Consider the following 21,694-nt stretch of genomic DNA (forward strand, 5'->3'; position numbering starts at 1 on the left):
GGTGGTAGTCGGGAGGTGTGTACATGCGGCTCGCTGTGATCCCCGGTGACGGGATCGGGCCGGAGGTGGTGGCCGAGGCGCTCAAGGTCCTCGGTGAGGTCGTTCCCGATACCGAGATCACTCGATACGACCTGGGAGCCGCCCGCTGGCACGCGACCGGTGAGCTGCTGCCGGAATCGGTGCTGACCGAACTCCGCCAGCACGACGCGATCCTGCTCGGCGCGGTCGGCGACCCCTCGGTGCCGAGCGGAATCCTGGAGCGCGGGCTGCTGCTGCGGCTGCGCTTCGAGCTCGACCACCACGTCAACCTCCGCCCCGCCCGGCTGTACCCGGGGGTGAAGAGCCCGGTCAACGACCCGGGTGAGATCGACATGGTGGTGGTGCGCGAAGGCACCGAAGGCCCCTACGCGGGCAACGGCGGTCTGCTGCGCAAGGACACGACCCACGAGATCGCCACCGAGGTCAGCCTCAACACGGCGTTCGGCGTGGAGCGGGTGGTGCGCGACGCGTTCGCCCGCGCCGCGTCCCGGCCGCGCAAGCACCTCACGCTGGTGCACAAGACCAACGTCCTCACCCACGCCGGATCGTTGTGGTCCCGGGTGGTCGAGGAGGTCTCGCTGCAACACCCCGACGTGACGGTCGCCTACCAGCACGTGGACGCGACGACGATCCACCTGGTGACCGACCCGAGCCGGTTCGACGTGGTGGTCACCGACAACCTGTTCGGCGACATCATCACCGACCTGGCCGGTGCGGTGACCGGTGGGATCGGTCTCGCCGCCAGCGGCAACATCGACGCGACGCGGCGGAACCCGAGCATGTTCGAGCCGGTGCACGGCAGCGCGCCGGACATCGCCGGGCACGGTTCGGCGGACCCGACGGCCGCGGTGCTGTCGGTGGCGCTGTTGCTCGACCACGTCGGGCAGACCGAGGCGGCACGCCGGGTGGAGGCCTCCGTGGCCTTCGACCTGGCGACGCGGGACCACTCGGCACCGGGAGCGACGTTCGCCGTCGGCGACCGGCTCGCCGCGCTGGTGTCCTCCCGCGAGGTGGCCCAGCAACCCTGATCTCCGGGTCCAGGACGGGCGCCTCCCCACTCCGGGGAGCCCCCCGCCCTCGTCTCCGGGTGCGGACCTCGGACGCGTTCCACCTGGGCGGATCGGGGAACCGGCGGGTGGTGCCGGGCCGGTGCGGTGTGGCAGCATGCGGGCGTGGCCACCACGACCATGATCATTATCGGAGCGCGCGCCGGGTGACGGATTCCGCACCCCCGGCGCGCAGACCTCTCGCATCCACGCGGGGGGTCTTTTTCATGTTCCGGGGGCGGTTCGGCACCAGGCGGCTCCGCCGCACGAGACACCCGACAGCCCGCAGGAGACCCCAAGTGACCCGCACGACCCCGGCCGGCACCCCGCTCGGCGACGACTTCCACGTCTACGACACCACGCTGCGCGACGGAGCCCAGCGGGAAGGCATCTCCTTCTCGGTCACCGACAAGCTCGCCGTCGCGCGGCTGCTGGACTCGCTCGGCGTCGGCTTCGTCGAAGGAGGCTGGCCCGGCGCGCTGCCCAAGGACACCGAGTTCTTCGCCCGCGCCGCCGCCGGTGAGCTCGACCTGCGGCACGCCGCGCTCGTCGCCTTCGGCGCCACCCGCCGGGCGGGCGTGCCCGCGCAGGAGGACCCGCAGGTGCGGGCGCTGCTCGACTCCGGCGCATCCGTCATCACCCTCGTCGCCAAGGCCGACCGCAGGCACGTGGAGCGCGCGTTGCGCACCAGCGCCGAGGAGAACCGCGCGATGATCGCCGACACGGTGCGCCACCTCGTCGGCGAGGGTCGCCGGGTGTTCGTGGACGCCGAGCACTTCTTCGACGGCTACGCCCACGACCCGGACCACGCGCTGCGGGTGCTCGACGCCGCCGTCACCGCCGGCGCCGACCTCGCCGTGCTGTGCGACACCAACGGCGGGCAGCTGCCGACCGGGCTCGCCGACACCGTGCGGGAGGTCGTGGCGCGCACCGGGTTCCGCGTCGGCATCCACTGCCAGGACGACACCGCCTGCGCCGTCGCCAACTCGGTCGCCGCCGTGCAGGCCGGCGCCAGCCACGTGCAGTGCACCGCCAACGGTTACGGCGAGCGCGCGGGCAACGCGGACCTGTTCTCGGTCGTCGGGAACCTCCGGACCAAGCTCGGCATGCCGGTGCTGCCGGACGGGCGGCTGACCGAGCTGACCCGCGTCTCGCACGCGCTCGCCGAGATCGCCAACCTCGCCCCCGATGCGCACCAGGCGTACGTGGGCGCTTCCACGTTCGCGCACAAGGCGGGGCTGCACGCGAGCGCGATCAAGGTCGACCCGGAGCTGTACAACCACCTGGACCCGGCCGTGGTCGGCAACGAGATGCGGGTGCTGGTCACCGAGATGGCCGGGCGCGCCAGCCTGGAGCTCAAGGGCGCCGAACTCGGCGTGGACCTGTCCGGGGCGCCCGACGCGGTCGGCGGCGCGGTGCGCAGGGTCAAGGAGCTGGAGGCGCGCGGCTGGTCCTTCGAGGCCGCCGACGCCTCGCTGGAACTGCTGCTGCGCCGCGAACTCGACGCGGCGGGGGAGCGGTCCGCGGTACCGGAGGCGCCGTTCGAGCTGGAGTCCTACCGGGTGCTGCTGGACCACCGCCCCGACGGCGCCGTCGTCTCCGAGGCCACGGTGAAGGTGCACGTCGCCGGAACCCGGGTGATCGCCACCGCCGAGGGCAACGGCCCGGTGAACGCGCTGGACGCGGCGCTGCGCGAGGCGCTGGTGCCGCACCTGCCGTGGCTGGACGAGGTGGCGCTGGTGGACTACAAGGTCCGCATCCTCACCGACGCCTCCGGCACCGACGCGGTCACCCGGGTGCTGGTGGAATCCCGGGACGACCACGAGGAGTGGACCACCGTCGGCGTGCACGGCAACATCGTCGAGGCCAGCTGGCTCGCGCTCCGCGACGCCCTCGCGTACAAGGCGTTGCGCCGCAACGCGAACGCGGGCCGACCGGCGACGGGCCCGGCCGCCGCGACCGCATAGGCTGGTCCGGCCCGCCCCGCGCGGGCCACGTGGAACAACCGGGAACGAAAAGAGGTCCGCCGTGCGCCTGGCCCGAGTCGCCCACTCCGACGGGGTGTCGTTCGTCGCGCTGGAACCCGATCCGTCCGCGCCGAAGGAGAAGGTGCTGGCCATCGAGATCGACCAGCACCCGTTCGGCGACCCCACCTTCACCGGGCGCAAGTGGCCGATGGCCGACGTCCGGCTGCTCGCCCCGATCCTGCCCAGCAAGGTCGTCTGCGTCGGCAAGAACTACGCCGACCACGCGAAGGAGATGGGCGGGGAGGCGCCGGCGAACCCGGTGATCTTCATGAAGCCGTCGACTTCGGTCACGAGCCCGAACGCACCGATCAAGCTGCCGCCGAACTCGGAGCGCGTCGACTTCGAGGGCGAGCTGGCCGCCGTCATCGGCCAGCCGTGCAAGGACGTGCCGGAGGCGCGCGGCGCCGAGGTGGTCCTCGGCTACACGATCGCCAACGACGTCACCGCGCGCGACCAGCAGCAGGCCGACGGGCAGTGGACGCGGGCCAAGGGCTACGACACGTTCTGCCCGCTGGGGCCGTGGATCGACACCGCCGTGGACCCCGCCGACCTGGGGCTGCGCACCGAGCTGGACGGCGAGCTCCACCAGGAGTCGCGGACCTCGCTGATGCTGCACGACGTGGCGGGCCTGGTGTCCTGGGTGTCGCGGATCATGACGCTGCTGCCCGGCGACGTCATCCTCACCGGCACCCCCGCCGGGGTGGGGCCGATGAAGTCCGGCCAGTCGGTCTCCGTCTCCATCGACGGCCTCGGCACCCTCACCAACCCGGTGCAGTGACCCGCACTGCCCGCCGCCCGCCCAGAGCGGCGGGCAGTGTCCGTCCCCGATCCTTTCCTGTCAGCGCGAAGCGCTGAGCCAACGACCACGCACGCAACCGGACCACCAGCTGAGGTTCCGCCACCCACCCCCTCAACGAGACGACCAGCGAGCCGGAGGGCGTTCGCGAAGAGCGCCGTAGGCGAGCAGGTAGGGCGGGAGCACGCGCAGCGCGGGCAGCCGCGTGATCAACCGGATCGGGCGCGGCAGCCGGGTCCGGCCCCCGAAGTCGATGGCACCGCGCAGCGCGGGCTCGACCACGTTGCGGTGCAACACCTTCTGCAATCCCTGGATCAGCACGGTCGTCGGCCAGCGCCTGCGCTGGATCGCCGCCACGTGCCTGCGCCGCAACCGGCCCTCGCGCAGCGGCCGCGCCAGGTGCCGGGCCGCGGCGACCGCGTCCTGCACGGCCAGGTTGATGCCGATGCCGCCGACCGGGGACATGGCGTGCGCCGCGTCCCCGATGCACAGCAGCCCCGGCACGTGCCACTTGCGCAACCGGTCGAGGGTGACGTGCAGCAGCTTCACGTCCGCCCACTCGCCGACCAGCTCGCGGCCGTCGTCGAACCAGGGCACGAGGTGGCGCAGCCGCCGGTTGAACTCCTCGATCGGCCCGGACCTGCCGTCGGCATCGGTGTCCTTCGCGATGATCGAGGCCGTCTGGTAGTAGTCGCCGCGGTCGATCAGCGCGGTGAACGTGCGGTCCCGGACCAGTCCGACCAGCCCGGAGGGGTCGTCCTCCCGGCGCGGCACCCGGAACCAGCGCACGTCCATCGGAGTGGGGAAGTCCCGCAGCCCGAGCTCCGGCAGCCGCCGGGCGAGCGAATCCCGTCCGTCGCAGGCGACGGTGATGTCGGCGCGCAGTTCCCCGGTGGTGCCGTCGGCCGCGCGGTAGTGCACGCCGTTGACCCGGCCGCCCTCCCGGATGAGCCCGGTGACCTCGGTGCGCATCCGCAGCGCGAAACCGTCCTCCTGCTTCGCCTCCTCGGCGAGCAGGTCCAGCAGATCCCACTGCGGGACCAGCGCGATGTGGTTGTACTTGATCGGGAGCAGCCGGAAGTCCCCGATGGTGACGAGTTCGCCGTCCTCGCCGACGGGCAGCCGCACCGTCTCCACCTTGCGCTGCGGCAGCGCGGCGAACCGCTCCGCCAGGCCGAGGTCGTCCATGAGCTGCAGGGTCGTCGGGTGCACCGTGTCGCCGCGGAAGTCCCGCAGGAAGTCGCCGTGCTTCTCCAGGACGGTGACCCGCACCCCGGAGCGGGCCAGCAGCAGCCCCAGGACCATGCCCGCGGGTCCGCCTCCGATGACGCAGCAGGTGGTGCGTTCCATCCCGATCACTCCCAGCCGGTGCGGCGCTGCACGAACATCCGGTCGATATTCAACGGACGTTGAATAACTCCAGGGTGCTCCTCCCGGACTCGCTGGTCAACCACCCCGCCCCGCCCGATATGGTGGGCGGGTCATGAGCACGCCAGAGTTCGCCACCCCAGCGCCAGGAACCGTCCGCGCCCGGTTCTGCCCGTCGCCCACCGGCACGCCGCACGTCGGGCTGATCCGCACCGCCCTGTTCAACTGGGCCTTCGCCCGGCACCACCGCGGCAGCCTCGTGTTCCGCATCGAGGACACCGACGCCAGCCGGGACAGCCAGGAGTCCTACGACGCGCTGCTCGAAGCGCTGCGCTGGCTCGGCCTCGACTGGGACGAAGGTCCCGGTGTCGGCGGCGAGCACGGCCCCTACCGGCAGAGCGAGCGCAAGGACGTCTACGCCGACATCGCCCAGCGCCTGCTGGCCGCCGGCGAGCTCTACGAGGCGTACTCCACGCCGGAAGAGGTCGAAGCCCGGCACAAGGCCGCCGGCCGCGACCCCAAGCTCGGCTACGACAACTTCGACCGCGACCTCACCGACGAGCAGAAGGCCGCCCACCGCGCCGAAGGCCGCACCCCCGTGCTGCGGCTGCGGATGCCGGACCACGACATCACCTTCGACGACCTCGTCCGCGGCGAGATCACCTTCCGCGCGGGCACGGTGCCCGACCCGGTGCTCGTCCGCGGCAGCGGTGACGCGCTCTACACCCTCACCAACCCCGTCGACGACGCGCTCATGCGCATCACCCACGTGCTGCGCGGCGAGGACCTGCTCTCCTCCACCCCGCGCCAGATCGCGCTCTACGAAGCGCTCCAGCGCATCGGCGTCACCGACTTCACCCCCGCCTTCGGGCACCTGCCGTTCGTCATGGGCGAAGGCAACAAGAAGCTCTCCAAGCGCGACCCGCAGTCCAACCTGTTCCACCACCGGGACCGCGGATTCCTGCCCGAAGGGCTGCTCAACTACCTGGCGCTGCTCGGCTGGTCCATCGCCGACGACCGCGACGTGTTCACCCTCGACGAGATGGTCGAGGCCTTCGACATCGGCAGCGTGAGCAGCAACCCCGCGCGGTTCGACCAGAAGAAGGCCGACGCCATCAACTCGGCGCACCTGCGGGCCCTCGCCCCCGACGACTTCGTGCAGCGCGTCGTGCCCTACCTCGTCGCGGGCGGCGTGCTCGACGCCGAACCCACCGAGCAGCAGCTCGACACCGTGCGCGCCGCCGCACCCCTCGTGCAGGAACGGCTCATCGTGCTCTCCGACGCCGTCGGCATGATGCGGTTCCTGTTCGCGGGCGACGAGTTCGAACCCGAAGAGGCCTCCGCGCAGAAGGCCCTCGGCGACGACGCGCGGCCCGTCCTCGAAGCCGCCATCGGCGCCCTCGACGCCCTCGACGGCTGGACCACCGAAGCCATCGAAGCGGCGCTCAAGGAGTCCGTCGTGGACGGACTCGGCATCAAACCGCGCAAGGCCTTCGCGCCCGTCCGCGTCGCCGTCACCGGTCGCACCGTGTCGCCGCCGCTGTACGAATCGATGGAACTGCTCGGGCGGGACATCTCGCTCCAGCGCCTCCGGCGCGCACTGGGCTGATCAGCAGCACGATTCCGGCGACCGGGTGATGTCCGCAATGGACGTCACCCGGTACCGGCGCGTGCACTAAACCGTGTCAGCCAACGACTATCACCGGCTTGGCCGAGTCGGGCACCGCCGGTGAACACCTAGCCTCTCGGGGTGACATCCGCGCCGCACCCAGAGATCGCCCCACCCGGCCACGTCAAAGCCGTGTGCCTCGACATCGACGACACCCTGCTCGACAACGCAGCCTCCTCCCGCCTCGGCCTCCGCGCCCTCATCGGCAACGACGCCGCCTGGCCCGTGTGGCGACACACCACCGAAGAGCACTACGAGCGCTACGTCGCGGGCGAACTCGACTTCGCCACCATGTGCCGCGAACGCACCCGCGCCTTCTTCGCCGCCTTCGGCGAACGGCTCAGCGACGCCGAAGCCGCCGCCCGCGAAAACCGCCGCATGGCCGCCATGCAAGCCGCCTGGTGCCTCTTCGACGACGCCGTGCCCTGCCTCGACTGGCTGCGCGCCGCAGGCCTCCAACTCGCCGTCATCACCAACGCGCCCAGCGCCTACCAGCGCAAGAAGATCAGCCGCACCGGGCTCGCCGGCGTCTTCGACAGCCTCGTCATCTCCGGCGAACTCGGCATCGCCAAACCCGATCCGCGGATCTTCCACGCCGCCTGCGAATCCCTCGGCGCCGCCCCGCACGAAGTCGTCCACGTCGGCGACCGGCTCGACACCGACGCCCTCGGCGCCGCTGACGCCGGACTGCACGGCGTCTGGCTCAACCGCGGCGGAACCGAGCACACCCCGCCCGACGGCGTGTCCATGATCACCAGCCTCGCGGAACTCCCCGAACTCCTCGTCTGCGAACTGCCCTTCGCGCCCGGGATCCCCGGCCAGCACGCCCCCGCCCCGACTCCGGCGGACCGGTCCCACCCGGACATCGGGAGACCGCGCCTCGGCGCGCTCAGCGGCTGAACGAGCCCGGCCCGCGACGCCGGCGACGACGCCGACCGGACAGCGCCCCGGACCCACCCCCACCAGGGAAGTCATCCGAAGAGGGGGGTGCTGTCACGGCCCCGCGGGCCATGCTCTACTATTTTCATCAGCAAGGCGGACAGCGGCAAAGAGTCGGACTTCCTCCAGAAGCCCGGACCAACACCGCTGAACGCCGAAGCCGATGGGGTATGGTGTAATCGGCAGCACGACTGATTCTGGTTCAGTTAGTCTAGGTTCGAGTCCTGGTACCCCAGCGGAACGATCAGCAATGATCGTTCGTTCTAGGGCCCCGTCGTCTAGCGGCCTAGGACGCCGGCCTCTCACGCCGGTAGCGCGGGTTCGAATCCCGTCGGGGCTACGTCGAAAGCCCCGCTTCCTTTGGGAAGCGGGGCTTTCCTTTGTTGGGGTTGTTGTTCTGGTGGGGTTGGGTTTCTCGGCCTCGGCCTCGGCCTCGGCCTCGGCCGTTGGCGGGTGGGTCGTGGTGGGGCGGTGGGGTCAGAGGCGGTTTTGGAGGCCTTCGGTGGCTGCTAGGAGGTCTTGGGCCCAGCGGGCTCCTGGCCTCCTGCCCATGCGGTCGATGGGGCCGGAGACCGAGATGGCCGCTACCACCGTGCCCTGGGAATCGCGGACGGGGGCCGAGACGCTGGCCACTCCGGACTCGCGCTCCGCGACGCTCTGCGCCCAGCCGCGGCGGCGGACCTCCAGCAGGGTGCGCTCGCCGAACACCGCCTCCGACAGGACCGCGCGCTGGGTGGCCGGATCCGCCCACGCCGCGAGGACCTTCGCGCCCGAACCCGCCACCATCGGCAACGTGCTCCCCACCGGCACCGTGTCCCGCAAGCCGCTCGGCGGCTCCGCCGAGGCGATGCACAGGCGCTGCATGCCGTCCCGGCGGTACAACTGCACGCTCTCGCCCGTGATGTCCCGCAATTTGGGCAGCACCGTCGAGGCCGCCTCCAGCAGCGGATCCACCGCGCCACCGGCCAGCTCCGCCAGCGCGGCGCCCGGCCGCCACCGGCCGTCCGAACCGCGGCGCAGCAGGCGGTGCACCTCCAGGCCCACCGCCAGCCGGTGCGCGGTCGCCCGCGGCAGGCCCGTCCGGCCGCACAACTCCGTCAAACCGCACGGCTCACCGGCCACCGCCTGCAGCACGGCCACTGCCTTGTCCAACACTCCGATACCGCTATGCTGTCCCACGTACCGATATTAACTTCTCGATATCTGAGAAGTCCACTCTTTGGGACAGTGCCCCGGAACCGGGGTGCGACCACCACATCTCGATGGGGAGGAGCGATGGGCAACACGCTCGCGGAGAAGGTCTGGGAAGGCCACATCGTGCGCCGAGGTGAAGGCCACGAACCCGACCTGCTCTACATCGACCTCCACCTCGTGCACGAAGTCACCAGCCCGCAGGCGTTCGAAGGGCTGCGGCTGGCAGGCCGCCCCGTCCGGCGGCCCGATCTCACGATCGCCACCGAGGACCACAACGTGCCCACCACCGGCATCGACCTGCCGATCGCGGACCCCGTCTCGCGCACCCAGGTGGACACCTTGCGGCGCAACTGCGAGGAGTTCGGCGTCCGCCTGCACCCGATGGGCGACGCGGAGCAGGGCATCGTGCACGTGGTGGGGCCGCAGCTGGGGCTCACCCAGCCCGGCACCACGGTGGTGTGCGGCGACAGCCACACCTCCACCCACGGCGCGTTCGGCGCGCTCGCGTTCGGCATCGGCACCTCCGAGGTGGAGCACGTCCTCGCCACCCAGACGCTGCCGCTGCGCCCGTTCAAGACGATGGCCGTCAACGTCGAGGGCACGCTGCGCCCCGGAGTCACGAGCAAGGACGTCATCCTCGCCGTCATCGCCAAGATCGGCACCGGCGGCGGGCAGGGCTACGTCCTGGAGTACCGCGGCGAAGCGATCCGGCAGCTGTCCATGGAAGCCCGCATGACGATCTGCAACATGTCGATCGAAGCGGGCGCCCGCGCCGGGATGATCGCCCCCGACGAGACGACCTTCGAATACCTCAAGGGACGCCCGCACGCGCCGGAAGGCGCCGACTGGGACGCCGCCGTCGAGTACTGGAAGACGCTGCGGACCGACGAGGGCGCCGAATTCGACGCCGAGGTCACCATCGACGCCGACGCGCTCACCCCGTTCGTCACCTGGGGCACCAACCCCGGGCAGGGCCTGCCGCTGGGGGAGCGGATCCCCGATCCCGCGGACATCGGCGACGACGCCGAGCGCTACGCCGTCGAGAAGGCGCTCGACTACATGGGCCTGGAAGGCGGCACTCCGCTGCGCGAAGTCGCCGTGGACACCGTCTTCCTCGGTTCCTGCACCAACGGCCGCATCGAGGACCTGCGGGCCGCAGCGGGCGTCCTGGACGGCCGCAAGGTCGCCCAGGACGTGCGGATGCTCGTCGTCCCCGGCTCGATGAAGGTCCGGCTGCAGGCCGAGACCGAAGGACTCGACGAGGTCTTCACCGCGGCCGGCGCCGAATGGCGTTCCGCGGGCTGCTCCATGTGCCTCGGCATGAATCCCGACCAGCTCGCTCCCGGGGAGCGCAGCGCCTCCACCTCCAACCGGAACTTCGAAGGGCGGCAGGGCAAGGGCGGGCGCACCCACCTGGTCTCCCCGCTGGTGGCGGCCGCGACCGCCGTCCGCGGCACCCTGTCCTCGCCCGAAGACCTCGACTGAGCCACCACGACCCGAAAGGAGCAACGTTCGATGGAACCGTTCACCGAGCACACCGGCGTCGGCGTTCCGCTGCGGCGGTCCAACGTGGACACTGACCAGATCATCCCCGCCGTGTACCTCAAACGGGTCGCGCGGACCGGGTTCGAGGACGCGTTGTTCGCCGGATGGCGCGGCGACGAGACCTTCGTGCTCAACAACGACGCGTACCGGAACGGCAGCGTGCTGGTCGCCGGGCCGGACTTCGGCACCGGATCGTCCCGCGAGCACGCCGTCTGGGCGCTCAAGGACTACGGCTTCCGGGTGGTCATCTCCTCCCGGTTCGCCGACATCTTCCGCGGCAACTCCGGCAAGCAGGGACTGCTCGCCGCCGAGTGCGCGCAGTCCGATGTGGAACTGCTCTGGAAGTTGCTGGAGAACGAACCCGGCACCGAGGTGACCGTCGACCTCGTCGAGCGGACCGTGCAGGCGAAGGACCTCACGGTGCCGTTCGGCATCGACGACTACACCCGCTGGCGGTTGCTGGAAGGCCTCGACGACATCGGTTTGACGCTGCGCCACGCCGAGACGATCGACACGTACGAAAAAACCCGGCCTTCCTTCAAACCCGCGACGCTGCCCGCCCGCGCGGGCTGATCGGCTCCGGCCGCGAAGCGGATTCTCCTTTCTGCGCAGGGAAGAACCGATTCGCGGCCGGTGTTCACAACCTCACCGGGAAACCGGCGCGACGAGCCCCGAGCCGCCGAAAGCCCCCACGCCCCAACGAAAAAATGAGGCGTGGCGAATGGCATTCGGCAGTTCGGGGCTTTACCGTGGGTTTCGAGTCGGCCCGACGGGGCCGTTGTTGTCCTGGGAGGGACTGAAGTGAACAAGGCCCAACTCATCGAGGCACTCGCGGAACGCCTCGGCGACAAGAAGACCGCCAGTCAGGCGGTGGAAGGCGTCGTGGACCTCATCGTCCGCAACGTCAACAAGGGCGAGAAGGTCAACATCACCGGCTTCGGCGTCTTCGAGAAGCGCGCACGTGCCGCCCGCACCGCGCGCAACCCGCGGACCGGCGAAGCCGTCAAGGTGAAGAAGACCAACGTCCCGGCCTTCCGCGCCGGCACCCAGTTCAAGGAAGTCGTCGGCGGCAGCCGGAAACTGCCCCGCGCGACCGCGGCGAAGTCGGCGGGCACCAAGTCCGCGGGCACCCGCGCCACCGCCACCAAGACCGCGGGCACCGGCCGCGCCGCGGCGAAGACCGCGAGCACCGCCACCAAGGCGCCCGCCACCAAGGCCGCCGGCACCAAGGCGAGCACCGCCAAGACGGCCGCCGCGACCAAGACCGCGCCGAAGAAGGCCGCCGCCACGCGGTCCAGCGCCAAGCCGGCCGCCACCAAGGCCGCGCCGAAGGCCGCCGCGGGCACCAAGGCCACCGCGGCCAAGTCCACCGGGACCAAGGCGTCCGCCGCGAAGGCGAGCACCGCCAAGACAGGTACCGCCGCCAAGGCCGCCCCCAAGAGCACGGCGACCAAGAGCACGGCCGCCAAGAGCACCGCCACCAAGGCGGCGCCGAAGAAGGCCACCGCCACCAAGGCCGCGCCGAAGGCCGCCGCGTCGAAGTCCACCGCCAAGTCCACCGCCTCGAAGACCTCGGCGGCCAAGACCAGCGGCCAGACCTCGACGGCCAAGGCCTCCACCGGCAAGACCACGCGCAAGACCGCCAAGAAGTGAGCGCTCGCCGCCTGAGCGAGCCGGACCACGGCGGGCACGGGTGGCGTTCACGCACACCGCGCGGCGTCATCCGCGCCAGGCGCGGCGGCGGAGCGGCGGGCGGCCCCGGTACCCGGTCCACGGGCGCCGCGGCCGTGCGCGAGCACTGCTCCGCGAGCATTCCGCGATGATCCCGGCACGATCGCCCAGTGCGATCGGGCCGGGATCATCGCCGTTCCGGGGTGTTCCGCGGAATCCGCCCGGGCGCCGGCGGTGCCGGTGTCCCGAGCGGTCCGGTGCGGCGAACTCCGAATCCCGGCGAACGGGTCAGCGGCCGGATGAACCAGCGGCCGGGCGGAACCGCGGAGCTCGGGTCAGCGGCCGGACGGATCCGCCAAATAGTCCGCCGACACCAGGCGCAGCCGCGGTCCCGAACCGTTGCCCGAGTGCGCGTCCCGGCTGAACCGCAACGTCCACACGCTGCCCTTGGCGCTCGCCGGATCGCCCCGCTCACCGCGGCCGGTGCTCCTGCTGCGCGAACCGTCGCGCAGCACCCCGTTCCGCACGATGGCACCCCGCGGCGCCGAGCCGCCCGGATCCGCGCCGTCCGGCCCGAGAGCTCCCGTCCCCGAACCCTCCGGCGCGGAACTCCCCGGCCCGAAGTTCTCCGGTGCGCGCTCGGCAGACCGCGCCAGCCGGGCCACCAGGTCCGGGATCACCCCGCCCTGGCTGCACACCACGGCCGTGCCGGAACCCGCCGCGATGCGCAGGAACCGGTGTACGGCGGCCTCCGGGTCGGCCTTGTAGCCCTCCTCGGACAGCAGCGGTTCCACGGCCACCTCGATGCCCAGGCCCGCGGCGACCGGCCGCACCGTCTCCTCGCAGCGCACCCGCGGCGCCGAGTACACCCGTTCCGGCCCGAACAGCGGCAGCCACGAGTGCAGCGCGTCCCGCTGCCTGCGGCCGGTGCCCGACAGCGGGCGCAGCGCGTCGTCGCCGTCGAACTCCGCTCGTCGCCCGGCTTTCGCGTGCCGCACCAGCAACACCGTCACCGGATCGTCCGGCAGCGCCGCGAACTCGTCCAGCACCTGCCGGTCCTGCGGGTAGCTCAGCAGCTCCCGCGCCTTCGGCAGCGCCACCCACACCAGCTCGTCGACCTCGTCGTTCGGCGCGAAATCGCCGTCCCCGGCGCGGGCCGTGAAGTAGTCCACCCGCTTGCCGGTGCGGCCGCCGGGCCCGGGCACCTCGTAGTGCACCCGGCCGAGGAAACCGGACAGCACGCAGCCGAACCCGGTCTCCTCCCACACCTCCCGCACCGCGGCGTGCGCCGACGTCTCGCCCGGGTCGAGCTTCCCCTTCGGCAGCGACCAATCGTCGTAGCGGGGCCGGTGCACCACGGCCACCTCGGGCGCCGCACCGGTGCCGGGCCGCCACAGCACCGCGCCCGCGGCGCGCACCGTCACCGGCAGCCTGCCGCTGCTGTTCGTCCGCCGCTCCGGTTCGTGCTGGGCCGTCATGACACCTTCGCCCCGTGCTGGCGCAGCATCTCCGCCTGGTGGTCCTGGACCTGCTCACCGCTGCGCGGCGAGGCCTCCCAATCGCCCTTCGCGTTGAGCACCCAGCAGCGCGTCTGCGCGTCCAGCGCCGAATCCATCATCGCGTCCAGCTGCTCGGTCAGCTTCGGGTCCACCACCCGCACCTGCGTCTCGATCCGGCGGTCCAGGTTGCGGTGCATCATGTCCGCGCTGCCGATCCAGCGCTCGTCGATGCCGACGAAGTGGAACACCCTGGAGTGCTCCAGGAACCGGCCCAGGATCGAACGGACCTCGATGTTCTCGCTGAGGCCCGCCACCCCGGCCTGCAGCGCGCAGATGCCGCGCACCACGATCCGGATCGGCACGCCCGCCAGCGAAGCGCGGTACAGCGCGTCGATGATCTGCTCGTCGACCAGCGAGTTGACCTTCATCCGGATCCCGCACGGCAGGCCGGTGCGGGCGCGCGCCGCCTCCGCCTCGATGCGTTCCACGATGCCGAGCCGGATCCCGTGCGGGGACACCAGGATCCGCCGGTAGGTGCTGTGCCGGGCGTAGCCGGTGAGCACGTTGAACAGGTCCGTGAGGTCCGCGCCCACCTCCGGCGCCGCCGTCAGCAGCCCCAGGTCCTCGTAGGTGCGGGCCGTCTTCGGGTTGTAGTTGCCGGTGCCCAGGTGGCAGTAGCGGCGGATCGCCGAACCCTCCTGGCGCACCACCAGCGCCGTCTTGCAGTGCGTCTTGAGCCCCACCAGGCCGTACACCACGTGCACCCCGGCACGCTCCAGGGTGCGCGCCCACTTGATGTTCGCCTGCTCGTCGAACCGGGCCTTCAGCTCGACCAGCGCCACCACCTGCTTGCCGGCCTCCGCCGCGTCGATCAGCGCGTTCACGATCGGCGAGTCACCGGAGGTGCGGTACAGGGTCTGCTTGATGGCCAGCACGTGCGGGTCGGCGGCCGCCTGCTCTATGAAGCGCTGCACCGAGGTGGAGAACGCGTCGTACGGGTGGTGCACCAGCACGTCGCCCTCGCGCAGCGTCGCGAAGATGCTCTTCGGCGTCTGCCCCTCGGCGAACGCCGGGTGGGTGGCGGGCACGAAGGGCGGGTTCTTCAGCTCGGGGCGCTGCAGCTTGTCCAGCTGGAACAGGCAGGACAGGTCCAGCAGGCCCGGCACCTCCACCACGTCGTGCTCGTCGACCTCCAGCTCGCGCAGCAGCAGTTCGAGCATCGTGTCGCTCATCGTGTCGGTGACCTCCAGGCGCACCGGCGGGCCGAACCGGCGCCGCGCCAGCTCCCGCTCCATCGCCTGCAGCAGGTCCTCGTCGCGGTCCTCCTCCACTTCCAGGTCCGCGTTGCGCGTCACCCGGAAGATGTGGTGGTCGCTGATGTCCATGCCGGGGAACAACTTGTCCAGGTGCGCGGCGATGAGCTCCTCCAGGGGCAGGAACGTCGCCCGCTCCTGCTCCCGGTCCGCCTCCACCCGGATCAGCCGCGGCACGTTGTCCGGCACCTTCACCCTGGCGAAGCGGCGCAGGCCCTCCTCCGGGTCGCTGACGGTCACCGCGAGGTTCAGCGACAGCCCCGAGATGTACGGGAACGGGTGCGCCGGGTCCACCGCGAGCGGGGTGAGCACCGGGAAGATGTGGTCGTCGAAGTACCGGCCCAGCACCTGCTGCTCGGCTTCGGCGAGCATGTTCCAGCGCTGGATGCGGATGCCGTTGGCCTCCAGCTCCGGCAGCAGCTCGTCGAGGAACGTGCGGCCCAGCTTCTTCGTCAGCTCCTGGTTCCGCGCCGAGATCCGGGTCAGCTGCTCGTGCGGGGTGAGCCCGTCCGCGCTGCGCACCGACAGGCCGGTCTCCTCCCGGCGCTTCAGGCCGGCGACGCGCACCATGTAGAACTCGTCCAGGTTGGACGCGAAGATCGCGAGGAACTTGGCGCGCTCCAGGACCGGCTGCGAGGGGTCCTCGGCGACGGCCAGCACCCGGGCGTTGAAGTCCAGCCAGGACAGCTCGCGGTTCAGGTAGCGGTCGTCGGGCAGGTCGGTGCTGGCGGCCGCGCGGGTCACCGCGGGGGGAGCGGCCGGTACCCGGGCACCGTCACCGCCGATCGTGGTCTTCGCCCCGTTGCGGGCGGGCGGCGGCGCGGTGGGTTCCGCAGCGGCCCGGCGCGCGGTGGAGCCGGTGCCTGCGGTCGTCCCCGCCGCGGACTTCGCGGTCCTGGTGGTCGCGGTGCGGCCCGTGGTGCGGGATCCGGTGGGGGGCGCGGACTTCGCCGCGGTGGTCTTGCGCCTGGTCGCCGCCGCGCCCGAGGTCGCCGCCCCGCTCGATCCGGCGGTTCCGCTCGATCCGGCCGCCCCGCTCGATCCGCTCGACTTCGCCCCGGCCCGCGGCGCGGCACCGGACCTGCTCGTGGACCCGGTGGCCCGCTTCTTCGCGGTCGTGGACTTCGCGGTGGACCGCGAGCCGGTCGTCCCGGACTTCGCCGCGCTCCGGCGCTGCGCACCCGGTGCGGTCGCCTCCGACTCGACCGCACCGGCTCCGGCGGCGGGCTCCGCGGCGCCCGCCGAACCGGCCGACCCGCCCGTCGCGTCCGCACCGGACGCTCCCGGAACCGCCGCCCGGCTCCCGCGGCCGGCCTTCGGCGCGTTCCGGCGAGCACCGGCGGACCCGGCGGTCGACGAGGTCCGGCGGCGCGCTGGTGGAGTGGTCTCGTGATCGCTGCTGTCGGTACTCACGGGGCCCATTCTCACCCATCCGGTCGCCGCGGTTCGACCTTTGTCGGCGGGAACACCACACAGGTCAGCGCGGGTGTCCGGCAGCCCCGGCCAGCCACGCCGAGGTGCGTTCCCCGAGCCCGATGCCCGTCGCCCGCCGCAGGTCCTCGGCGGTGTCCACATCGCAGCGCAGCGACTCCCAGCCGCCGTCCAGCCGCCGCGCACCGGACGCCTCGTGCGCCGCGGCCGACCCCGGCCCGAACCGCGGATCGAGCGCACCGTCCACCCCGGCCAGCAGCAGCGTCGTCCCGGTCCCCAGGTGATCGGCGCAGAAGGCGCGGTGCGGTCCGGCGAGCTCCAGCGCCGCGGCCAGCTCCGCCGGGCGCAGCGCGGGCAGGTCCGCCTGCAACGCGCCGACCCGCGCCCCGCGCCGCCGCAGCACCCGCGCGCCGTGCTCCAGCGCCGGGTTCAGGCCCGCCGCCGGATCGTCCGGCACCACCTCGACGCCCACCGCCGCGAACGACCCGGCCAGCAGCGGGTCCGAGGTCACCACCAGCACCTCCCGCACGCCCCGGGTGCGGCGCGCGGCGTCCACCGCGTCGTGCGCGATCGCGCTGACCAGGTCCGCGTGCCGCTCGGCGGGCCGATCGCCGCGCAACCGCGACTTCGCCAGGTGCAGCGGCTTCATCGGCACCAGCAAGGACACTCCGAGGCTCATCCCGCCATCCTCCGCTCCGCCCGTCGATCTTCGAGTATGCCCGCCGCGACCGCACCGCTCGCCGGGCGAACGCGTGGGCCAGGTAACTTGACAGCCGCTCTTGAGGGCGAGAGGAGACGCGCGTGGTGGAACCGGCAAGCCTCAAACGGCCGCGCAAGCACACCAAGGAACGGCCGCCGACGGCGATGGGCCGGTTCTGGCTGCGGCTCGCCGCGATCGTGTTCTACCCGCTGACCGCGCTGCTCTCCCGAGTCCGGGTGCACGGGCTGGCGAACGTCCCCGCGACCGGCCCGGCGCTGCTGGTGCTCAACCACGTGTCCCACCTGGACCCGATCTACGACGCCGTCACCGTGCACCGCGCGGCGCGGATCCCGCGGTTCATGGCCAAGAACACGCTGTGGAACGTGCCCGTGCTGCGCAACGTCCTCACCGGCGTCGAGCAGATCCCCGTGTTCCGGCAGACCGCGGACGCGCGCAAGAGCCTGGAAGCCGCGCACGGCTCCCTCGAAGACGGCAAGATCGTGATCATCTACCCGGACGGGACGGTCACCAGGGACCCCGACGGCTGGCCGATGACGCCGAAGGCGGGCGTGGCCCGGCTCGCCCTGGAGCACGACGTGCCGATCGTGCCCGCCGCCCGCTGGGGCACCCGCGGCATCTACGACCACTACGCGAAGAAGTTCCGCCCGTTCCCGCGCAAGACCGTGCACGTGCGCATCGGCGAACCCCTCGACCTCGGCGAGTACCGGGGCCGTGCCGCCGACCCGCAGGTGCTGCGCGAGATCAGCGAGCTGGCCATGGGCCGGGTGCGCGACCTCCTCGGCGAGATCCGCGAGGAGCAGCCGCCCGCCGGCTTCTACTCCCCGGTGCGCCGCCGCGAACCCCGGAACGACGATGACCGGGCCTGAGCCCGCCGCGCAGCGGATCGCGGTGCTGGGCGCCGGGTCCTGGGGCACCACCTTCGCGAAGGTCCTCGCCGACGCGGGCAGCGACGTCGCGCTGTGGGCCCGCCGCGCCGAGATCGCCGAGCGGATCAACACCGAACACCACAACCCCGGCTACCTGCCGGGCGTGCCGCTGCCCGCATCGCTGCGCGCCACCGACGACGCGGCGGCGGCCATGCACGGGGCCGACGCCGTGGTGCTCGCGGTGCCCAGCCAGACGCTGCGGGAGAACCTGGCCGGCTGGCAGCCGCTGCTGCCGCCCGGCGCGACCCTGGTCAGCCTCGCCAAGGGCGTCGAGCTCAGCACCCTCAAGCGGATGAGCGAGGTCGTCGCCGAGGTCGCCGACGTGCCGATGGCGCAGGTCGCCGTGGTGTCCGGCCCGAACCTCGCCAAGGAGATCGCCGCCGAGCAGCCCACCGCCACCGTCGTCGCCTGCACCGACCACGACCGCGCGGTCGCGCTGCAGGCCGCCTGCTCCACCGGCTACTTCCGTCCCTACACCAACACCGACCTGGTGGGCATCGAACTCGCCGGGGCCTGCAAGAACGTGATGGCGCTGGCCTGCGGCATGGCCGCCGGGCTCGGGTTCGGGCACAACACGATGTCCTCGCTGATCACCCGCGGCCTCGCCGAGACGACGCGGCTGGGCGCGGCGCTCGGCGCGGAACCGATGACCTTCGCCGGGCTCGCCGGGCTCGGCGACCTGGTCGCCACCTGCACCTCGCCGCTGTCCCGGAACCGGACGTTCGGCGAACGCCTCGGCCGCGGCGAAACCCTGGAGCAGGCGCAGGACGCCACCCACGGGCAGGTCGCCGAAGGCGTCAAGTCCTGCTCGTCCATCCGGGCGCTCGCCGCCCGCCACGGCGTGGAGATGCCGATCACCGAGGTCGTGCACCGCGTCTGCCACGAAGGGCTCGCGCCCGCGCCCGGTGCCGCGATGCTGCTGGGGCGCGACCCGAAACCGGAGTGACCCTCCGCTCGACCGGCGGAGTTCGCGGACCTGCGGGGTTAGATTGCGACCGGCCGCCCGTTCGGGGCGGACGAGCGCGAGGAGGTCGGCAGTGGACGACGGCACCCGGTACGGCGACGGCACCCGCTGCGTGCACGGCGGGCACGGCGACCCGGAACCCGGGACACCGCTCGCGCCCGGCCCGGTGTTCGCCGCGCCCTACCACCTCGGCGACCCGGCGGCCGACTTCTACGGCCGCGCCGGGAACCCCACCTGGCGGGCGCTGGAGAGCGCCATCGGCGAGCTGGACGGCGGGGAGTGCGTGCTGCTGCCCTCCGGCATGGCCGCGATCAGCACCGTGCTGCGGGCGGTGCTGCGCGCCGGGGACGGGCTGCTGGTGCCCAGCGACGGCTACTACGCGACCCGGCAGTTCGTGCACGAGGAGCTCGCCGAGCTCTCGCTGCGCGTGCAGGAGATCCCCACCACCGGCCCGTGGCCGCCGGAGCTGTTCGACGGGGTGCGGCTGGTGCTGCTCGAAACCCCGTCCAACCCGGGCCTCGACGTCTGCGACGTCGCCGCGCTCGCCCGGCTCGCGCACCGGGCCGGCGCGCTGCTGGCGGTGGACAACACCACCGCGACGCCGCTCGGGCAGCGGCCCCTGGAACTCGGCGCCGACCTCGCGATCGCCAGCGACACCAAGGCCCTGACCGGGCACAGCGACGTGCTGCTCGGGCACGTCTCCACCGCCGACGCGGAGCTGGCGGCGCGGCTGCGGCGGGCCCGCACCCTCTCCGGTTCCATCCCCGGCCCCTTCGAGACCTGGCTGGCGCACCGCAGCCTCGGCACCCTCGACCTGCGGCTCGCCCGGCAGGCGTCGAACGCGGCCGCGCTGGTGGCGGCGCTGCGCGGGCACCCCGCGGTCACCGGGTTGCGCTGGCCGGGGCTGCCGGACGACCCGGCGCACGAGCTGGCGAGCGCGCAGATGCGGCGCTGGGGCGGGGTGTTCCGCTTCGAGCTCGCCGACGCCGACGCCGTCGCCGAGTTCGTCCGCCGCAGCGAGCTGGTCGTGGCCGCCACCAGCTTCGGCGGGCTGCACAGCACGGTGGACCGGCGCGCCCAGTGGGGCGATCCGGTGGCGCCGGGCTTCGTGCGGTTCTCCGCCGGGTGCGAGGACCCGGACGACCTCGTCGCCGACGTCCTCGCGGCGCTCTCCTGAGCCACCTCTTCCTGAGCCTCCTCGGAGTGATCACGCTCGGTGCCGCTTACCCGGTGGTGTGACGCGGGCGCAATCGGCTTGACGGGTTCCCTTCGGCGCTGGTTCACTACGCGGCGTGTTGCGAGCCATGACCGATGGACGAGGTCACATCGACCTGCGCCGGGTGGCGAGCGCGCTTTGTCTGCAGCGGTGATCGATCCCGCTGCCGTGGTGAGACCCGGACCCCGCGAGACCCGCTGAACCAGCTGCCTCCCGAAGAGGTCTGGACCGCGCCGTCCCCGAGACCGCGCCGCCACACCGCCCGATCCGCGACATCCACCGGAACGCCGCCCGCCCGGCGGCAGGTCCGGGCGGCCCGCCGATCGCGCGCCGGGACACGTCACCGCCACCACCCGGCCTCCGACCGCACGACCACCGAGGATTCCCCGTGTTCGCCGTACCCCCTGACACCATCGCCGCCGTCGCCGACCGCGCCATCGCGCACCCCGTGCGGATCGCCCGCGAACTCGCCGCCGACCGGCTCGGCTGGGCGCACCTGCTGCGCTACGACCCCGAACAGCGCTGGGCCGGACTGCTGGAACGCACCGCCACCCACGAGGCCTGGCTGCTGAGCTGGCTGCCCGGTCAGCGCACCGAACTGCACGACCACGGCGGTGCCGCCGGGGCGTTCACCCTCGTCTCCGGCAGCGTCACCGAACGCGTCGTGCGCAGCACGCCCACCGGACCCGTCGAGGAGTGGCACGCGCTGGAGACCGGGCAGTCCCGCGTGTTCGGCCCCGACCACGTGCACCAGGTGCGCAACGACGGGCCGGACCCCGCGGTCACCATCCACGTCTACCGCCCCGGCCGGACCCGGATGACGCCGTACTCGCTGCACCCGGTGGGCGGCCTCACCCGGCTCTGACCGGGGACGCCCGTCCCCGTGGCGGGCGCGCGGTGGCATCATCGGGAGGCCGAGCGGGAGGAATCCTGAGATGCCACATCCGGTGCCCGCGGCGAGGTCGCCGCTGCTGGAACCGGCCGTCGAACTGCGCCGCGACGACGCCCGTCCGCTGGCGGTGCAGCTGGCCGACGCGCTGCGCCGCGCCGCCGCGCTCGGCCAGCTCCGCGGGGGCGATCGGCTGCCCTCGACGCGCGCGCTGGCCCGGCACCTCGGCGTCAGCCGCACCGTCACCGCCGCCGCCTACGAACAGCTGCACGCCGAGGGCTGGATCGTCGGCAGGCACGGCTCCGGCACTTACGTCACCACCGCGCCGCCCGGAGCGCCCGGCACCCCGGCGGAGTTCGCGGCGGGGGGGGGGGCCCCCCCCCCCCGGGGGGGGGGGGGGGGGGGGGGGGGGGGGGCCCCGCGGCCGGGGCCGCCCCCGTG

Annotated in this window: 19 protein-coding genes and 2 tRNA genes (1 of these 21 running past the window's edge); 16 read left to right on the forward strand and 5 right to left on the reverse strand. The window is 72.6% G+C overall.

What is annotated here, in order from left to right:
* Positions 1-23: 23 nt before the first annotated feature.
* The 3 genes from LCD35_RS02010 (at position 24) to LCD35_RS02020 (ending at position 3,890) form a co-directional block, all read left to right on the forward strand.
* Complete coding sequence (locus LCD35_RS02010) at positions 24-1,067, forward strand: 3-isopropylmalate dehydrogenase (RefSeq protein WP_224956488.1); 1,044 nt, start codon at positions 24-26, stop codon at positions 1,065-1,067.
* Between the two features lie 317 nt (positions 1,068-1,384).
* Positions 1,385-3,052 carry a citramalate synthase gene (gene cimA, locus LCD35_RS02015; RefSeq protein ID WP_224956489.1) on the forward strand — a complete coding sequence of 556 codons (1,668 nt, stop codon included), beginning with the start codon at positions 1,385-1,387 and terminating at the stop codon, positions 3,050-3,052.
* Positions 3,053-3,113: 61 nt separating this feature from the next.
* A complete protein-coding gene (locus tag LCD35_RS02020; protein WP_225043621.1) occupies positions 3,114-3,890 on the forward strand; it encodes a fumarylacetoacetate hydrolase family protein in 777 nt (258 codons plus the stop codon).
* Positions 3,891-4,022: 132 nt separating this feature from the next.
* On the opposite strand, the gene LCD35_RS02025 is transcribed toward LCD35_RS02020, so the two are convergent.
* Complete coding sequence (locus LCD35_RS02025; RefSeq protein WP_225043622.1) at positions 4,023-5,258, reverse strand: FAD-dependent oxidoreductase; 1,236 nt, start codon at positions 5,256-5,258, stop codon at positions 4,023-4,025.
* Positions 5,259-5,391: 133 nt separating this feature from the next.
* On the opposite strand from LCD35_RS02025, the gene gltX reads away from it, so the two are divergent.
* From gltX to LCD35_RS02045, 4 genes are all read left to right on the forward strand, one after another.
* Positions 5,392-6,885, forward strand: a complete 1,494-nt coding sequence (gene gltX / locus LCD35_RS02030; protein WP_225043623.1) for a glutamate--tRNA ligase — start codon at positions 5,392-5,394, stop codon at positions 6,883-6,885.
* 141 nt (positions 6,886-7,026) lie between these two features.
* Positions 7,027-7,845 (forward strand): HAD family hydrolase, encoded by an 819-nt coding sequence (locus LCD35_RS02035; protein ID WP_224968628.1) that lies wholly within the window; start codon positions 7,027-7,029, stop codon positions 7,843-7,845.
* A gap of 203 nt (positions 7,846-8,048) precedes the next feature.
* Positions 8,049-8,120: transfer RNA gene (locus LCD35_RS02040), tRNA-Gln, on the forward strand.
* A gap of 31 nt (positions 8,121-8,151) precedes the next feature.
* Positions 8,152-8,224, forward strand: a tRNA-Glu gene (locus LCD35_RS02045).
* Between the two features lie 137 nt (positions 8,225-8,361).
* Here the strand turns inward: LCD35_RS02045 and LCD35_RS02050 are convergent.
* On the reverse strand, positions 8,362-9,063 hold the full coding sequence (locus LCD35_RS02050; protein ID WP_224959247.1) for an IclR family transcriptional regulator: 702 nt from the start codon (positions 9,061-9,063) through the stop codon (positions 8,362-8,364).
* 96 nt (positions 9,064-9,159) lie between these two features.
* Here LCD35_RS02050 and leuC point away from each other — a divergent pair, with 96 nt between their 5' ends.
* From leuC to LCD35_RS02065, 3 genes are all read left to right on the forward strand, one after another.
* A complete protein-coding gene (gene leuC, locus LCD35_RS02055) occupies positions 9,160-10,563 on the forward strand; it encodes a 3-isopropylmalate dehydratase large subunit (protein WP_224959246.1) in 1,404 nt (467 codons plus the stop codon).
* 30 nt (positions 10,564-10,593) lie between these two features.
* Entirely contained in the window at positions 10,594-11,196 is a 603-nt protein-coding gene (leuD, locus tag LCD35_RS02060; RefSeq protein ID WP_224959245.1) for a 3-isopropylmalate dehydratase small subunit, read from the forward strand.
* Between the two features lie 228 nt (positions 11,197-11,424).
* A complete protein-coding gene (locus LCD35_RS02065; protein WP_225043624.1) occupies positions 11,425-12,276 on the forward strand; it encodes an HU family DNA-binding protein in 852 nt (283 codons plus the stop codon).
* Between the two features lie 353 nt (positions 12,277-12,629).
* On the opposite strand, the gene LCD35_RS02070 is transcribed toward LCD35_RS02065, so the two are convergent.
* Together LCD35_RS02070 and LCD35_RS02075 are read right to left on the reverse strand one after the other, a co-directional pair.
* A complete protein-coding gene (locus LCD35_RS02070; RefSeq protein ID WP_225043625.1) occupies positions 12,630-13,772 on the reverse strand; it encodes an NUDIX hydrolase in 1,143 nt (380 codons plus the stop codon).
* The gene (locus tag LCD35_RS02075) at positions 13,769-15,850 is read right to left on the reverse strand and encodes an RNA degradosome polyphosphate kinase (protein ID WP_258347646.1); all 2,082 of its coding nucleotides are present in this window, start codon (positions 15,848-15,850) and stop codon (positions 13,769-13,771) included. The genes LCD35_RS02070 and LCD35_RS02075 overlap by 4 nt, the downstream gene beginning before the upstream one ends.
* A 115-nt stretch (positions 15,851-15,965) precedes the next feature.
* Here LCD35_RS02075 and LCD35_RS02080 point away from each other — a divergent pair, with 115 nt between their 5' ends.
* The gene (locus LCD35_RS02080; protein WP_225043642.1) at positions 15,966-16,499 is read left to right on the forward strand and encodes a hypothetical protein; all 534 of its coding nucleotides are present in this window, start codon (positions 15,966-15,968) and stop codon (positions 16,497-16,499) included.
* A gap of 84 nt (positions 16,500-16,583) precedes the next feature.
* Here LCD35_RS02080 and cofC read toward each other — a convergent pair whose 3' ends face one another.
* Complete coding sequence (cofC, locus tag LCD35_RS02085; RefSeq protein WP_225043626.1) at positions 16,584-17,216, reverse strand: 2-phospho-L-lactate guanylyltransferase; 633 nt, start codon at positions 17,214-17,216, stop codon at positions 16,584-16,586.
* 122 nt (positions 17,217-17,338) lie between these two features.
* Between cofC and LCD35_RS02090 the strand changes: the two genes are divergently transcribed.
* The 5 genes from LCD35_RS02090 to LCD35_RS02110 all read left to right on the forward strand — a co-directional run.
* The gene (locus LCD35_RS02090; RefSeq protein WP_224967109.1) at positions 17,339-18,124 is read left to right on the forward strand and encodes a 1-acyl-sn-glycerol-3-phosphate acyltransferase; all 786 of its coding nucleotides are present in this window, start codon (positions 17,339-17,341) and stop codon (positions 18,122-18,124) included.
* The gene (locus tag LCD35_RS02095) at positions 18,111-19,130 is read left to right on the forward strand and encodes an NAD(P)H-dependent glycerol-3-phosphate dehydrogenase (RefSeq protein ID WP_224959239.1); all 1,020 of its coding nucleotides are present in this window, start codon (positions 18,111-18,113) and stop codon (positions 19,128-19,130) included. Before LCD35_RS02090 ends, LCD35_RS02095 begins: the two co-directional genes overlap by 14 nt.
* A 91-nt stretch (positions 19,131-19,221) precedes the next feature.
* On the forward strand, positions 19,222-20,325 hold the full coding sequence (locus LCD35_RS02100; protein WP_224959238.1) for a cystathionine gamma-lyase: 1,104 nt from the start codon (positions 19,222-19,224) through the stop codon (positions 20,323-20,325).
* A gap of 427 nt (positions 20,326-20,752) precedes the next feature.
* Positions 20,753-21,229, forward strand: a complete 477-nt coding sequence (locus LCD35_RS02105) for a cysteine dioxygenase family protein (RefSeq protein ID WP_224959237.1) — start codon at positions 20,753-20,755, stop codon at positions 21,227-21,229.
* Between the two features lie 70 nt (positions 21,230-21,299).
* Positions 21,300-21,694 carry the 5' end (the start) of a PLP-dependent aminotransferase family protein gene (locus LCD35_RS02110; RefSeq protein WP_225043627.1) on the forward strand. The gene runs 1,180 nt beyond the window's last position, so the window shows 395 of its 1,575 coding nt (coding positions 1-395); the start codon lies at positions 21,300-21,302; its stop codon lies beyond the right edge, outside the window.

Source organism: Saccharopolyspora sp. 6V, assembly GCF_020176785.1.
Classification (GTDB): Bacteria; Actinomycetota; Actinomycetes; order Mycobacteriales; family Pseudonocardiaceae; genus Saccharopolyspora_C; species Saccharopolyspora_C gregorii.